The 14,440-nt window shown below is 71.8% G+C and carries 12 protein-coding genes; 4 read left to right on the top strand and 8 right to left on the bottom strand.

Annotation, left to right across the window (positions count from 1 at the left end; all coding sequences use genetic code 11):
• Nucleotides 1–37: 37 nt before the first annotated feature.
• Both GCE86_RS25460 and murJ read right to left on the bottom strand, forming a co-directional pair.
• Nucleotides 38–1,648 (bottom strand): protein kinase family protein, encoded by a 1,611-nt coding sequence (locus GCE86_RS25460; protein WP_154229249.1) that lies wholly within the window; start codon nt 1,646–1,648, stop codon nt 38–40.
• Between the two features lie 430 nt (nt 1,649–2,078).
• Nucleotides 2,079–3,827, bottom strand: a complete 1,749-nt coding sequence (murJ, locus tag GCE86_RS25455) for a murein biosynthesis integral membrane protein MurJ (RefSeq protein ID WP_154229248.1) — start codon at nt 3,825–3,827, stop codon at nt 2,079–2,081.
• Nucleotides 3,828–3,959: 132 nt separating this feature from the next.
• On the opposite strand from murJ, the gene GCE86_RS25450 reads away from it, so the two are divergent.
• Both GCE86_RS25450 and GCE86_RS32420 read left to right on the top strand, forming a co-directional pair.
• On the top strand, nt 3,960–5,420 hold the full coding sequence (locus tag GCE86_RS25450; protein WP_154229247.1) for a CCA tRNA nucleotidyltransferase: 1,461 nt from the start codon (nt 3,960–3,962) through the stop codon (nt 5,418–5,420).
• Nucleotides 5,421–5,599: 179 nt separating this feature from the next.
• Nucleotides 5,600–7,642 (top strand): S8 family serine peptidase, encoded by a 2,043-nt coding sequence (locus tag GCE86_RS32420; RefSeq protein ID WP_154229246.1) that lies wholly within the window; start codon nt 5,600–5,602, stop codon nt 7,640–7,642.
• 65 nt (nt 7,643–7,707) lie between these two features.
• Here the strand turns inward: GCE86_RS32420 and GCE86_RS25440 are convergent, their stop codons facing one another.
• From GCE86_RS25440 to GCE86_RS25425, 4 genes are read right to left on the bottom strand one after another with little or no spacing between them, the layout of a single operon-like run.
• Nucleotides 7,708–9,213, bottom strand: a complete 1,506-nt coding sequence (locus GCE86_RS25440; protein ID WP_154229245.1) for a flotillin family protein — start codon at nt 9,211–9,213, stop codon at nt 7,708–7,710.
• 26 nt (nt 9,214–9,239) lie between these two features.
• On the bottom strand, nt 9,240–9,782 hold the full coding sequence (locus GCE86_RS25435) for an NfeD family protein (protein WP_154229244.1): 543 nt from the start codon (nt 9,780–9,782) through the stop codon (nt 9,240–9,242).
• An 18-nt stretch (nt 9,783–9,800) separates the two neighbouring features.
• On the bottom strand, nt 9,801–10,892 hold the full coding sequence (locus GCE86_RS25430) for a PD40 domain-containing protein (RefSeq protein ID WP_154229243.1): 1,092 nt from the start codon (nt 10,890–10,892) through the stop codon (nt 9,801–9,803).
• Nucleotides 10,889–11,398, bottom strand: a complete 510-nt coding sequence (locus GCE86_RS25425; protein ID WP_244317075.1) for a SigE family RNA polymerase sigma factor — start codon at nt 11,396–11,398, stop codon at nt 10,889–10,891. The genes GCE86_RS25430 and GCE86_RS25425 overlap by 4 nt, the downstream gene beginning before the upstream one ends.
• A 70-nt stretch (nt 11,399–11,468) precedes the next feature.
• Between GCE86_RS25425 and GCE86_RS25420 the strand changes: the two genes are divergently transcribed.
• The gene (locus GCE86_RS25420; protein WP_154229241.1) at nt 11,469–11,948 is read left to right on the top strand and encodes a methylated-DNA--[protein]-cysteine S-methyltransferase; all 480 of its coding nucleotides are present in this window, start codon (nt 11,469–11,471) and stop codon (nt 11,946–11,948) included.
• Between the two features lie 61 nt (nt 11,949–12,009).
• On the opposite strand, the gene GCE86_RS25415 is transcribed toward GCE86_RS25420, so the two are convergent.
• Together GCE86_RS25415 and GCE86_RS25410 are read right to left on the bottom strand one after the other, a co-directional pair.
• Nucleotides 12,010–13,089, bottom strand: a complete 1,080-nt coding sequence (locus GCE86_RS25415) for an inositol-3-phosphate synthase (RefSeq protein ID WP_154229240.1) — start codon at nt 13,087–13,089, stop codon at nt 12,010–12,012.
• Between the two features lie 24 nt (nt 13,090–13,113).
• A complete protein-coding gene (locus GCE86_RS25410; RefSeq protein ID WP_154229239.1) occupies nt 13,114–13,752 on the bottom strand; it encodes a PadR family transcriptional regulator in 639 nt (212 codons plus the stop codon).
• 174 nt (nt 13,753–13,926) lie between these two features.
• On the opposite strand from GCE86_RS25410, the gene GCE86_RS25405 reads away from it, so the two are divergent.
• Nucleotides 13,927–14,373, top strand: coding sequence for a DUF5318 domain-containing protein (locus tag GCE86_RS25405; RefSeq protein ID WP_154229238.1), 447 nt, complete (start codon nt 13,927–13,929; stop codon nt 14,371–14,373).
• The last annotated feature ends 67 nt before the right edge of the window (nt 14,374–14,440 follow it).

Raw genomic sequence — 14,440 nt, 5'->3', positions numbered from 1 at the left:
GTCCGGCGGAGGCGGTGCACCGGGTGCGGCGAACGGCTCACGAGCCCTCGACCGTCAGTTCCTGGACGCCGAGCTTCCAGCCGCCGCCGCCGTCCTTCTCCGGCAGCTCGGTGATCCAGAAGAGGAGGTACTGGTACTTCGCCTCCGGGTTGAACCCGTCGAAGACCATCGTGGTGCCGTCGTGGTCCTCGAACGGCTGCCCGATCCGCTCGGTGTAGGCCGCCACGAGAGCCTTGTCGCCGGAGGAGCTGGACGGGTACTCGCCCTTGCCGGCGCGCAGCTCGGCCGAGGCGCCGGTGGAGGACAGGGTGGCCTTGATCGACTTGACCGTGTGCGGGGCGCCGAGGTCGATCCAGATCCCCATGCCCTTCTTCAGACCGCCGAACTTCCCGTTGTTCCGGTAGCTGGCGGTCTCCCAGCCCTCGTTCGGGTCGCCGTCGATCACCTTCTCGGCGTTCCGCACCTCGGCGCGGTCCCGGCTCTCCGGGTCGATGATCCGGACGTCCTGGATGTTGAGCTTCCGGACCGGCGCGGCCGGCGCGGTGGTGCCGCCGGCGGGCGCGCTGCTCGTCGGCTGCGCCACCGGCTCCTTGCCCGGGTCCTTGTCGTCGCCGAGGGCGCTGATCCCGATGAGCAGCCCGACCAGGGCCACGGCGAGCAGCCCGGCGATGCCCAGGGCGACCTTGCGACCGCCGGCCGCGGCCAGCGGCGAGGGCTCCTCCCCCGGGTCGGCGGTGAAGCGCAGCGGGCCGGCCTGCTCCAGGAAGTGCTCGTCGGCGGGGACGTCGAGCCGGTTCAGCTCGGCCGACAGCACGTCCGACGAGGGCGGGGCCATCTCCGGGTCGAGCAGGTCCATGGTGAGGTCGTCGAGGTACGCCGGCACCCCGGCGCGCACCTGCCGGGGGGCGGCGATGGCGCCGCCGGCGTCCCGGACCGCGTCGGGGAGGGCGGCGCGACCGTGGCCGGCGGTGGCGCCGTGCAGTGGCGCCTCGCCGTGCGGCCAGTGCCCGGTCAGGGCGAAGTAGAGCACCCCGCCGACCGCCCGCAGGTCGTTCTCCTGGCTGTCCGCCCCGTCGGTACGCGCGTCGGCCAGCACCACGCGGCCGTCGTCGCTGATCATCACGGTGCCGGGGTGGACGTTGCCGTGCACCATCCCGGTGGCGTGCACGGCGGCGAGGGCGCTCGCGACCGCGCTGCCGATGGCCGTGGCGTGGGCCGGGTCCAGCGGACCGTCGGCGGTGACCAGCTCGCGCAGCGACTGGCCGTCCACCCACTCGCGGACCACGTACGCCCGGTCGGCCTCGTCGATCGCGTCGTAGACGCCGACCAGGTTGGGGTGGATCACCCGGCTCGCCGCGACGGCCGCCTGGAGCATCTCGGTGGCGGAGTCGCCACCGGGGTAGCGGAGGACCACCGCGACGGGGCGGCGCAGCACGACGTCGACACCGCGCCAGACCAGCCGGCCCGCGCTGTCGTTGTTGATGTGCTCGACCAGCTCGTACCGCTCGGCAAGGACTTCACCGACCGCGGGAGCACCGAAGGTCACGACCGGAGGAGAGCTCTCCTCCGCCTCCTGACCCTCGCCGACCTGGGTCACCCGTCCTCCCTCGGTGATCGTGTCGATCGATGGATCCGTGCTGCTGGGCATGTGGCTTCCCGCTCTGCCTTGGCTGGACCCGGCAGACCGGTGTCGACGCCCACGTCGGCACCTGCCGTACCCGTCGAGAGCGACCTTACCCGGGATGCCCGGTTCTCCGACATGTCATCTTCCCGCCGGAGCCGGTGGGACGCCAGTGACCATGGTGATCGGCCGGGTGAACGGTCCGGTTCGGCCACGTCGCTGGGACACGCACGCCCAATCTAGATGTTGACGGCAAGTAGTCGGCGCAGGGGCGCACCGGTGTGGCGGCCCTTGCGACCCGGATGAGTTTCCCCTGCTCCGGCCCGTCACCCTCAGCCGTACGGTTGGTTGTCCACAGGCCGAGAGGCCCATTGGGCGGGGGAACTCCGAGTTATCCACAGCCGTATCCCCAGGCTGGTGATCCTCGTTCACCGTCCGTCATAGGCGCTGGTCGAGGTCACCGGCCGAGCCGGCGCCGGACCATCCCGACCACCTCGGTGATCTCGCCGATCCGCAGCACCATGGCCAGCCCGAGGTACGTCACGCCGATCACCGCGCCGCCGATCACCAGCTGGACGGCCGCGGCCAGCCAGCTCAGGTGCGCCGGGTCGCCGGGGAGCACCTTCACCACGAGCAGGCCGACCAGCGCGGCGCCCAACGCGGCGACCACCACCCGGCCCATGGTCCGCATGATCCCGCCCAGCCCGATCCGGCCGACCCGGGGGCGGAGCAGCAGCGCCGAGACGACCGCCGCCGCCACGTACGAGATCGCGTTGCCGAGCATCATGCCGGCGGCCGCGAAGGTGGCCGAGAAGGCCAGGTAGAGGCCCACCTGGAGGAGCACCCGCAGGACCACCACCGGGATGTTGACCAGCGCCGGGGTGCGGGTGTCCGGCAGCGCGTAGAAGGCGAAGGTGAAGAGCTGGCTGATCGCGAAGGGGACCAGGCCGACCGCCGCCACCAGCAGCACGGTCGAGGTGGCCACGGCGTTGTCGCCGGTGAAGGCGCCGTACCGGAAGACCACCACCGAGATCGGGCCGGCCAGCACGGCGTAGCAGACCGCGACCGGGGCGAGCACCGCGGTGACCATCCGGGTGCCCCGGGACAGGTCGGCGGTGACGTCGCGGAACCGGCCGTCGGCGGCGGCCGCGCTCATCCGGGGCATCAGCGCCGTGATGATCGAGACGGCGATGATGCCGTGCGCCATCATGAGCAGCAGGAAGACGTTGTTGTAGATCAGCAGGCCGGCGTTCTTGCGGTCGCCGCCGGAGGCCCGGGTGAGCAGGTTGACCACCACGAAGAGACCGAGCTGGTTGACCGCGACGTAGCAGAACATCCAGGCGCCGAGCCGGGCCAGCTCACGCAGGCCCAGCTCGCGGAAGTCGAAGCGCAGCTTCCAGCGGAAGCCGACCTTCCGCAGCGCCGGCAGCAGGCCGACCGCCTGCACCGCCACGCCGAGCAGCGTGCCGCCGCCGACCAGCAGGATCCGGTCCCAGCCCACCTCGCCGGGCCGCAGCGCGGTCGCGCCGTACACGACGATGTACAGGCCGAAGGTGCCGATGGAGACGATGTTGTTGAGGATCGGCGCCCACATCGGGGCGGCGAAGTGCCCCCGGGTGTTCAGCACCGCGGCGATCAGCGCACTGATGCCCGTGAAGAACAGCATCGGCAGCATCAGGTAGGACAGCCGGGTGACCAGCTGGGTGTACTGCGGGTCCTTCCCGCCGGCGGCGTAGAGCGCGGTCAGCACCGGCGCCAGCAGCACGGCGATCAGCGCGGTGGCGGCGAGCGCCAGCACCGCCAGGGTCAGCAGCCGCTGCGCGTACGCCTCGCCACGGTCCGCGTCGGCCTTGCGACGGCGGACCAGCACCGGCACGAGCACGCTGGTCAGCACGCCGCCGAGCAGGAACTCGTACACCTGGTTCGGCAGGAACTGGGCGGTGGTGAACGCGTCGCCGACCATGGTGCCGAGCGCGGCGCCGATCATGAGGTTGCGGACGAAGCCGGTGCCCCGGCTGACCAGGCTGCCGATGGCCATCACCGCGCTGTTCGCCGCGGCGCTGGTCTCGGCGACGACCTCCTGGGGCGGCGCGGTGGCCTCGACCCCCGGCTGGTTCAGCGGCTCCGCCGAGATGAAGGTGGCGCCGTCGTCCGGCGGCAGGCCGCCGCCGTGCGCGTTCGCGCTGCGGTAGAGCCCGCCGCTCATCTCCCAGCCTCCAAGGGGTACGCGAGAGCCGGGCCTCCCCGGCCCGACCCAACCGAAACCTTAGTCAACCTCGGCCGGTTACCCGCGCCCGGCGCAGGAGCCACGGCCCCGGCCCGATAGGCTGGCGATCCCATGTCCGAAGCCTCCGCCTCCCACGCCGCCGACCGCCGCGACCTGACCGCTGCGCAGCGCAACGCCGTCGCCGAGCTGCTCCGCGTCTCCCCGGTCGCCGACGAGCTGGGCCGGCGTTTCGCCCAGGCCGGTCACGAACTGCACCTGGTGGGCGGCTCGGTCCGGGATGCCCTGCTCGGCCGCCTCGGTGACGATCTGGACTTCTGCACCGACGCCCACCCGGACCAGACGATCCGGATCATCCGCGGCTGGGCCGAGTCGATCTGGGAGACCGGGCGGGAGTTCGGCACCATCGGCTGCCAGCGCGACGGTCTCCGGTTGGAGATCACCACCTTCCGCGCGGAGGCGTACGACCAGGTCAGCCGGAACCCGGTCGTCGAGTACGGGACCAACCTGGTCGACGACCTCAAGCGCCGGGACTTCACCGTCAACGCGATGGCGGTCAGCGTCCCCGACCACCGGTTCACCGACCCGTACGGCGGCCTGGCCGACCTGGCCGCGAAGATCATCCGTACCCCGGGCACGCCGCAGGAGTCGTTCCGGGACGACCCGTTGCGCATGCTGCGCGCGGCCCGGTTCGCGGCCCAGCTGCGCTTCACGGTCCACCCGGACGTCCGCGCGGCGATGACCCGGATGGCGGCCGACCTCGACCGGATCACCGCCGAGCGGATCCGGGACGAGTTCACCAAGCTGCTCTGCGGCGCCGACCCGATCACGGGACTGCGGCTGCTGGTCGACACCGGCCTGGCCGAGCGCTTCCTCCCCGAGCTGACCGGGCTCAAGCTGGAGATCGACGAGCACGCCCAGCACAAGGACGTCTACGAGCACACCCTGACCGTGGTCGACAACGCCATGTCGATGGAGGAGGACGGCTGCGACTTCGTGCTGCGGATGGCCGCGCTCATGCACGACGTCGGCAAGCCGGCCACCAAGTCGGTCGGCCCGGACGGCCGGGTCAGCTTCCATCACCACGAGGTGGTCGGCGCCCGGCTGACCAAGGCCCGGATGAAGGCCCTGCGCTACCCCAAGGACGTGACGTCCCAGGTGGTCAAGCTGGTCGGCCTGCACCTGCGCTTCTACGGGTACGGCCGGGGCGAGTGGACCGACTCGGCGGTCCGCCGGTACGTCACGGACGCCGGTGACCTGCTGACCCGCCTGCACAAGCTGACCCGCTCCGACTGCACCACCCGCAACCGGCGCAAGGCGGCCCAGCTCGCCGCCGACTACGACGCGCTGGAGGAGCGGATCGCCCGGATCGCGGCCGACGAGGACCTGGCCCGGGTCCGCCCCGACCTCGACGGCAACGCGATCATGGAACTGCTCGGCGTACCGCCGGGGCCGGTCGTCGGGCGGGCCTGGCAGCACCTCAAGGAGCTGCGGCTGGAACGCGGCCCGCTGGACCGCGACGAGGCGGAGGCCGAGCTGCTCCGCTGGGCCCGGGAGCAGGACGTTCTCGGCTGAGGCCGGCGACCCCGCACGACGATACGCCGGCGTGTCGACCGAACGGTTGACGCGCAACGGTCGATGTCTCCCGCATGATGTTGGTCAGCACCGGCCTCCCCGGTATCGAGGGTGAGGCGGTTCCGATCGAATCCGCCCGTCCGATCCGGACGGTCGCTGGACACGGGGAGACAATCTCAGTGAGACGCTCCGGCGCGTTGCGCCGTTCTGCGCTGGTGGGGCTCGCCCTCACCTCGGCAACCTCCGTCATCTGCGCCACCACCGGCGGCCCCGCCCTGGCCGACCCGAGCAACACCCCGCGGGCCGCGGTCCGGGGCGCCGACACCGCCGGTGCGGTGCCGGACCGCTACATCGTCGTCCTCGCGGACGGCAAGGCCACCCCCGCCGAGGTGCGGGCGGACGCGTCGGCGCTGGCCGACAAGCACGGCGGGTCGGTCCGCCGGGTGTTCAGCAAGGCGCTGCGCGGCTACTCCGCCACCATGAACCGCCGGCAGGCGGAGATGCTCGCCGCCGACCCCGACGTCGCCTACGTCCAGCAGGTGCAGCGCTGGTCGGCCACCGGCAGCCAGAGCGGCACCCCGTCGTGGGGCCTGGACCGGATCGACCAGACCAGCGCGAAGGCCAACGGCGTCTACACCTACCCGGCGACCGGGGCCGGGGTGACCGCGTACGTCATCGACACCGGCATCGACATCGCCCACCAGGACTTCGGCGGGCGGGCCAGCAACGGCTACGACGCCGTCGACCAGGACAACGTGGCGCAGGACTGCGACGGCCACGGCACGCACGTGGCGGGCACCATCGGCGGCACGAAGTACGGTGTGGCCAAGCAGGTCGACCTCGTCGCCGTACGGGTGCTGGACTGCGAGGGCAGCGGCACCAGCGAGCAGGTGCTCGCCGGCATCGACTGGGTCACCGCCAACGCCGTCAAGCCGGCCGTCGCCAACATGAGCCTCGGCTTCGGCGCCACCGACCAGGCGGTCAACGACGCGGTCACCCGCTCCATCGCCTCCGGTGTCACGTACGCCGTCGCGGCCGGCAACAGCATGCAGGACGCCTGCGGCGTCTCCCCGGCGAACGTGCCGGCGGCCATCACGGTGGGCGCGACCGACCAGGTGGACCTCCGGGCCTGGTTCTCCAACTACGGCCGCTGCCTGGACACCTTCGCACCGGGCACCGGCATCGTCTCCGCCAAGATGGGCACCACCGACGGCTCGGTGGCGATGAACGGCACCTCGATGGCCTCCCCGCACGTGGCGGGCGCCGCCGCTCTCCTGCTGGAGGCGCACCCGACCTGGAGCCCGCAGCAGGTGCGCGACTCCATCGTCACCACCGGCGTCGGCGGCGCGGTGCACGACACCATGGGCTCGATCGACCGGCTCCTGCACGTCGGCGCGGTCCCGACGGCCCGCACCTCGTACGCCCTGAAGGCCCGGGTCAACGGCCGTTACGTGACCGCCGAGAGTGGCGGCAACCGGCCGCTGATCGCCCGGGGAACCGCCATCGGGGCCTGGGAGAAGTACGACGTGGTCGACGCCGGCAGCGGCCTGGTCGGTCTGCGCGCCCGGACGAACAACAAGTTCGTGACCGCGGAGAGCGGCGGCAACCGGCCGCTGATCGCCCGCTCCGCCGTGATCGGCGCCTGGGAGAAGTTCCAGATCATCGACAACACGGACGGCACCATCAGCCTGAAGGCGACCGTCAACGGCCGGTACGTCACCGCGCCGAGCACCACCTCTCCGCTGATCGCCACCAAGACCGCGATCGGCACCGCCGAGAAGTTCGACTGGGACGCGTCGGCCCCGGTCGTCGGCCTCAAGTCGCTCGCGAACAACAAGTTCGTCATGGCGGAGAACGGCGGGAGCCTGCCGCTGGTCGCCAAGGCGGCGGCCGTCGGATCCTGGGAGCAGTTCGAGATCGTCAGCGTCGGTGACGGATTCTTCGGCCTCAAGGCGCTGATCAACGGCAAGTTCGTGACCGCGGAGAGCGCCGGCACGAAGCCGCTGATCGCCCGGGCCACCGCGATCGGCCCGTGGGAGACGTTCGACTTCCTCGACTACAACCCGGACGGTTCGATCTACCTGCGGGCGTACGTCGACGGGCAGGCCGTCACCGCCGGCAGCACCGGAACCAGCCAGCTCATCTCCAGCCGCACCGTCGACTGGAACAGCGAGACCCTGGGCCTCGGCATCGGCGAGAAGTTCGTCGTCGCGGTCAGCTGACCGTCCACATAACGGCGCCCGCCGGAATCCCCCGCAGGGGAACCGGCGGGCGCCGTCGTGTCAGGTCAGGGGTTGACGGCGCTGCCGTCCACGGTGTTCCTGCCGTTGGCGTGCGCGCTGCCCAGCTTGGCGAGCAGCCCGGCCAGGTCGATGCCGGTGAGGTCGCTGCCGAGCTGGAGGCCCTGCGCCACGTTGCCGGCGACCGACTTCGTCAGCGACGAGGCGCCGTCGGTCGAGATGACCGTCATCTTGTCGATCGCGCCGATCGGGGCGCTGGCCGCCTCGACCACCTGCGGCAGCACCTTGACCAGCAGGTCCAGCACCGCCGCCTCGCCGTACGCGGCGAACGCCTCGGCCTTGCGGGCCATCGCGTCGGCCTCCGCCTGCCCACGGGCCAGGATGGCCGCGGCCTCGGCCTGGCCCTCGCGCTCGACGGCCTCGGCGATCGCGGAACGCCGGCGCTGCTCGGCCTCACCCTCCTTGGCACCCTCGATCGCGTTGGCCTCGGCCAGCGCGGCCCGGCGGGCCCGTTCGCCCTCACCGGTGAGCCGGGCCTGCTCGGCGGCGGCCTGCGCGGCGGCGATGGTGGCCTGCCGCTGCGCGTCCGCGGTGAGCACCGCCGCGTTGCGGGCCGCCTCGGCCTCCTGCTCGACCTTGTAGCGCGCCGCGTCGGCCGGCTTGCGCACCTCGGTGTCGAGCTGGCGCTGCTTCAGCTCGGCGTTGCGCTCGGCCACCTTCTGCTGCTCGGTGAGGATCGCCTGGTCCCGCTCGGCCTGGGCGAGCGGGCCGGCCGCCGCCGACTTCGCCTTGGCCGCGTCGATCTCGGCCTGGATGGCGGCCTGCTTGAGCGACAGGTTCCGGTTCGCCTCGGCGATCGCCTCCTCGGCGAGCAGCCGCTCCTGCTCGGCCTGCTGCCGGGCCCGCGCCTCGGCGATGGCCGCGTCCTTGAGCACCCGGGCCGCCTCGGGGCGGCCGAGGTCGGACAGGTAGGACCCCTCGGCCAGGATGTCCTGGAGCTGAAAGGTGTCCAGCACGAGGCCCTGGTTGGTCATCGAGTGCTCGGCCTCCTCGGCCACCGCGCTGGCGAACGCCGCCCGGTCCCGGATGACCTCCTCGACGGTGAGCCGGCCGACGATCGAGCGCAGCGCGCCGGCGAGCACCTCCCGGGTGAAGTCCTCGATCTCGTCCTGCTGGTGCAGGAAGCGCTGGGCGGCCGCGCGGATGGCGTCCTCGGTGCCGCCGACCTTGACGATCGCGACGCCGTGCAGGTCGGTGCGGATGCCCTGCTTGCTCACGGCGCCCTTGATGCCGACGTCGATCCGTCGGCTGGACAGGTCGAGGGACTGGAGCTTCTGCACGACGGGCAGCACGAAGACCGACGCGCCGAGCACGACCTTCTGCCCGGACATGTCGGTGGAGCGTCCGCCGTCGGCGGTCTGGGTGGTCCGGCCCTTGCGGCCGGTGACGATGAACGCCTCGTTCGGCCCGGCCACCTTGATCCGGGAGAGCACGAAGAGGACGAGGACGACGGCGAGGAGGACCGCGCCGCCGATGGCGACGAGCAGGGGCATGGGAGTTCCCGTCTGTGCTGGGGGAATCAGTAGGTCTCGACGTGCACGCTGGTCTCGCTGAGTGCTTCGACCACGAAGATCCGGGCACCGACCGGGATCGGACGGTCGGCGCGGGCGTTGAGTTTGACGGGCTGGCCGGCGAGGCGTACCCGGACCTCGCCGTAGCCGTCGGCGGGGACCGGGGTCACCACCAGGCCGATGGCGCCGACCAGGTGGTCACGGGTCGGCGTGGCGTCCGTGCGCATGTTCCGGGCCGCGCGGCTGAGCCGGGCCGCGAGCCAGCCGGTGGGCACGGCGGCGAGCGCGCCGCCGGCCACCGCCGCCGCGATCATCCCGGGGGTACGCCCACCGAGCAGCTCGTTGACGATCGCGGCGCCGAACCCGAACGCGCCGGTGAACCCGGCGACCGCCTCCAGCGACACCGGCCCGTCGACGTCCGGATGGCCGAGGTGCAGCACGCCCGACCCGAGCAGGGCGAGCGTCAGCACCGCGACCCCCGCCCCACCGATGATCAGGAAGATGAGCGTCCCCGTGGCCACGACCTGCACGGTATCGATCCCGCGCAACATCAACGACCGACCGAACGGTCAGCCTGGAGCGACGCTCAACTCAAGGCCGACCAGCTGCTTCGGCAGCGGCTGGCGGACCAGTTCCCGCCCGGACGGGTCGGCGAGCACGAAGTCGCGCGACCCGTTCGGCCGGCGGTAGAGCAGCCGGTCGTCGGTGACCCAGACGACGTCGGCGGTGGGCAGCGGGTTCACCACCCGGCCGGTGGCCGTTTCCACCAGCAGCGGCTCCTGCTGCCCCTGCACGACCACGTACCTCCCGTCCGGCGACCAGGCGTCCGGGCCGACCGGCCCGCCCGGCATGGTCACCAGACGCGTGGGCCGGCCGTCCTCCGCCGAGAGGAGTTGCACGCCCTTGGCGAGATCCCGGGGCCAGCTCTCCGAACGACGCTTGCTCAGCGTCAGCGCCACCTCCCGGCCGTCCCGCGTCCACGTGAATTCGCAGGAGTCCGCGCAGGGCCAGCCGAGGAGGCCCACGGGGTGGACCTGTCTGGTGCCGTCCGGGTGCAGCACGATGAAGCCGAAATGGTCCACCTGGTGGCTGGTGAACAGCAGCCGCCGTCCGTCCGGCGACCAGCGCGGTGTGGAGAGCGCCCGGCCGACCTCGTACCAGCGGGTCTTTCCGCTGGCGAGATCGAACAGGCCGATCTCCCGGGGACGGTCGTCGTCCCGGACCGCGACGAGGGAGCCGGTGGGCGCCGGGAAGATGCCGTCGTAGCGGTCGGTGCTGAAGTAGCGACCTCGTTTCCGGTCCAGCAGGACTCCGCCGCCGGAACCGCCGGCGGCCTGCGCCCGGGTCACCACCCAGTCTCCGGGCAGCACCAGTGGTTTCCCGGCCCAGTCCGCGCCCGGGGTGGGCCGCATCGAGGGCGACGGGGTGGCGGTCGTGGGTGGCGTCGTGGGGGGTGGGGCCGGGCGGGGCCGGAGCAGCACGAACGGGAGCGTCACGGCGGCCACCGCGACCAGGGCTGCCGCGGCCGCGGTCACCCGCCGCCGGCGGCGCAGCCGCCGGCCCCGGCCGAGCGCCCGGGCGGCCAGGTCCGGGGCGGGGCCGGCGCCGTCCGCGAGGTCGCGTACGGCCGCCCGGAGGGTCTCGTCCAGCGACGTGGTCATCGGGTCACCTCCGCTCGGCTGGTCCGCTCGTCCAGGCCCGGCACCAGTTGCCGGAGCTTGGCCAGGGCCTTGGCGCTCTGGCTGGCCACCGTGCCGGTGCGGCAGCCGAGCAGCTCCGCGGTCTGTTCGACGCTCAGGTCCTCCAGGTAGCGCAGGGTCAGCACGGCCCGCTGCCGGGGCGGCAGCTCCCGGAGCGCGTCCCGCAGCAGCAGCCGCAGGTCGCTGTCCTCGCCGTGCGCCGCCCGCTCCGGCACGTCCGCGACCGGCACCTCCGGGCGCCGTGCCCGGCGCCGCCAACCGGAGACCTGGTCGTGGTAGAGGATCCGTTTCACATACGGCTCCGCGTCGCCGCGGATCCGGGGCCAGCGGGCGTACGCCTTGGCCAGCGCGTTCTGGAGCAGGTCCTCCGCCGCATGCTGGTTCCCGGCCAGCGCGTACGCCACGCGCAGCAGGGCCCCTCCCCGCTCGTTGACGAACGCGGTGAACTCCCCGTCGACCTCTGCCACCGCCCACCTCCGTAGCTCAGACGCCCGGGGCGGGAGGAACTTTGCCTCATGGCGCGGAACAATGGGTGACATGCGTTGGACCGTGCTCGACTCACCGATCGGGGAGTTCTCCGTCGGCACCGACACCGACGCCGTCCGCGCGGCGCACTTCGGCCGCGTGGCGTCGGCGACCGACGAGCCCGGCGACGAGGTCGCGCGGCTGGCGGTGGCCGAGCTGCGGGCCTACTTCGCCGGCGAACTCACCGGGTTCACCGTGCCGGTGGTGGCGCCGCGTGGCTCGGAGTTCGAGCGCGCGGTCTGGCGCGAGATGACCCGGATCCCCTACGGGGAGACGAAGACCTACGGCGAGGTGGCGAAGGCGGTCGGCGATCCGGGAGGGGCCCGGGCGGTCGGGGTGGCCTGCAACCGCAACCCGATCCCGGTGCTCGTGCCCTGCCACCGGATCGTCGGGGCGGGCGGCAAGCTGGTGGGCTTCGGCGGCGGGCTCCCGCGCAAGGTCACCCTGCTCGAACTCGAAGCGGCCGTGGCGCTGCGCCGCGCCTGGTCCTGACGTACCCGAAGAAGAAGGCCGGGTCCGTGCGGACCCGGCCTTCCTCTCAGTGCTCAGCGATTCAGCGCTCGACCTCGCCGGCGATGAACGCCTCGACGGCGGCGTGCGCGTCGTGGTCGGCGTACTGCTTCGGCGGGGACTTCATGAAGTACGAGGACGCGGAGAGGATCGGGCCACCGATCTTCCGGTCCAGCGCGATCTTCGCGGCCCGGACGGCGTCGATGATGACACCGGCCGAGTTCGGCGAGTCCCACACCTCGAGCTTCAGCTCGGCGTTCAGCGGGGTGTCACCGAAGGAGCGGCCCTCCAGGCGGATGTACGCCCACTTGCGGTCGTCCAGCCACGGCACGTGGTCGGACGGGCCGATGTGCACGTCGCTCTTCTGCATTTCGTGCGGGATCTGGGAGGTCACCGACTGGGTCTTCGAGATCTTCTTCGAGACCAGGCGGTTGCGCTCCAGCATGTTCATGAAGTCCATGTTGCCGCCGAAGTTGAGCTGGTACGTGCGCAGCAGCTCGACCCCGCGGTCCTCGAAGAGCTTCGCCAGGGCGCGGTGCACGATGGTGGCGCCGACCTGGCTCTTGATGTCGTCACCGACGATCGGCAGGCCCGCGTCCTCGAACTTCTTCGCCCACTCCGGGTCGGAGGCGATGAAGACCGGCAGGGCGTTCACGAACGCGCAGCCGGCGTCGATCGCGGCCTGGGCGTAGAACTTGTCGGCCTGCTCGGAGCCCACCGGCAGGTAGGAGACGACCACGTCGACCTGCGCGTCGCGCAGCGCCTGCGCCACGTCGACCGGCTCGACGTCCGACTCCTCGATGATCTCGCGGTAGTACTGGCCGAGACCGTCGAAGGTCGGGCCGCGCTGCACGGTGACGCCGGTCGGCGGCACGTCGCACAGCTTGATGGTGTTGTTTTCGCTGGCCACGATGGCCTCGGCGAGGTCCATGCCCACCTTCTTGGCGTCCACGTCGAACGCCGCGACGAACTTCACGTCAGAGACGTGGTAGTCGCCGAAGGTGACGTGCATGAGACCCGGGACGCGGTCGTTCGGGTCGGCGTTCCGGTAGTACTCCACGCCCTGCACGAGGGACGAGGCGCAGTTACCCACACCGACGATGGCGACGCGGACGGAGCCCATAACGTCTGCCTCCTTCTTCTTTCATCACGGCCGCTCTTTCCTGGACTCTCCAGGCGGGGGCGGGCTGTCGTTTTCTCTGCGGCCGCCGGCCGTCCCGGGTTGGGGGACCGTCGGGGCCCGGCCGGAGCGCTCGTTGGCGATGAGCTCCTCCAGCCAGCGGACCTCGCGCTCACAGGCGTCGAGCCCGTGGCGTTGCAGTTCCAGGGTGTACGCGTCGAGCCGCTCGGCCGCCCGGCCGAGCACGTCACGAAGGCCCTCGCGACGCTCCTCGATCTTCCGGCGACGACCTTCCAGGATCCGGAGCCGGGTGGCCTGGTCGGTCCGGGCGAAGAACGCGAAGTGCACGCCGAAGCCCGTGTCGTCGTACGTCTCGGGTCCAGCCTGCGCTATGAGCTGGGCGAAGCGTTCCTTGCCCTCGGCGGTAATGGTGTAGACCACCCGACCGCGTCGGCTGGTCAGCGCGGGAACCTCCTCGGCGGTCGCGGGTGTCTCGGCGGCTTCGGTGATCCAGCCCGCCGCCTGCAGCCGTCGCAGGGTCGGGTAGAGCGAGCCGTAGCTGATCGCCGCCCGGATGGCGCCGAGCTTGGCGGTCAGCTCCTTGCGCAGCTCGTAGCCGTGCATCGGAGCCTCCTGCAGGAGACCCAGGATGGCGAACTCGAGCACGGGCCATCCCTTCTTACCCCCGGCGCGGAGCGGTAACCGCCGCGATGTATCGGTCCGATACATCGCACGTTAGCGGAGACGCATGATCAGGGCAAACCCCCGATTCCGCGGTTCTGTCGTCACGGATCGTGACGGTGGTCGCCTCGCCCCGCCGGACCGCGTACCCTTTCCCGCATGCGTACGCAGCGCCAGGTCGTCGACTACTCGCTCCAGAAGCGAGCGGTGCTGCGCGAACTCCTCACCGGGCGGATCGGCACCTACGACGTCTGCGACGCCTCGCCGTACCTGAAGAACGCCGCTCGCTTCCATGGCGAGCCCACCGACGAGCGCTGCCCGATCTGCCGCAGTGAGAACCTCATCCACGTCCACTACATTTACGGCGACGAACTCAAGCAGTCGGCGGGCCAGGCGCGCACCCGGGCGGAGTTGCCGGTCCTGGCCATGACGCTGCGTGAGTTCCAGGTGTTCGTGGTGGAGGTGTGCCCCGGCTGCGACTGGAACCATCTCGTCGAGCAGTTCCTGCTCGGCCGGGACGGGCTGGCCGGCGGCACGGAGGACGCGGCGGAGCAGGAGACCGCGACCGGCTCCACCCCTCGGCGAAGGCGAGAGGCGCAACGGTGAACCTGGCTGTCCCGATCGATCCCGGCCCGACCTCAGGGCGGGGCGACCGACAGCCACTAGGTCTGAT

The sequence above is a fragment of the Micromonospora terminaliae genome (assembly GCF_009671205.1).
Lineage (GTDB): Bacteria > Actinomycetota > Actinomycetes > Mycobacteriales > Micromonosporaceae > Micromonospora > Micromonospora terminaliae.
This window is presented reverse-complemented; position numbering and strand designations above follow the sequence as displayed.

What these genes read in the sequence shown, in the direction of transcription:
- murJ (WP_154229248.1), bottom strand. Translation starts at nt 3,827, where the DNA reads ATGAGCGGCGGGCTCTACCGCAGCGCGAACGCGCACGGCGGCGGCCTG.
- GCE86_RS25450 (WP_154229247.1), top strand. Translation starts at nt 3,960, where the DNA reads ATGTCCGAAGCCTCCGCCTCCCACGCCGCCGACCGCCGCGACCTGACC.
- GCE86_RS25430 (WP_154229243.1), bottom strand. Translation starts at nt 10,892, where the DNA reads ATGACCACGTCGCTGGACGAGACCCTCCGGGCGGCCGTACGCGACCTC.
- GCE86_RS25405 (WP_154229238.1), top strand. Translation starts at nt 13,927, where the DNA reads ATGCGTACGCAGCGCCAGGTCGTCGACTACTCGCTCCAGAAGCGAGCG.
- GCE86_RS25435 (WP_154229244.1), bottom strand. Translation starts at nt 9,782, where the DNA reads ATGTTGCGCGGGATCGATACCGTGCAGGTCGTGGCCACGGGGACGCTC.
- GCE86_RS25420 (WP_154229241.1), top strand. Translation starts at nt 11,469, where the DNA reads ATGCGTTGGACCGTGCTCGACTCACCGATCGGGGAGTTCTCCGTCGGC.
- GCE86_RS25460 (WP_154229249.1), bottom strand. Translation starts at nt 1,648, where the DNA reads ATGCCCAGCAGCACGGATCCATCGATCGACACGATCACCGAGGGAGGA.
- GCE86_RS25440 (WP_154229245.1), bottom strand. Translation starts at nt 9,213, where the DNA reads ATGCCCCTGCTCGTCGCCATCGGCGGCGCGGTCCTCCTCGCCGTCGTC.
- GCE86_RS25415 (WP_154229240.1), bottom strand. Translation starts at nt 13,089, where the DNA reads ATGGGCTCCGTCCGCGTCGCCATCGTCGGTGTGGGTAACTGCGCCTCG.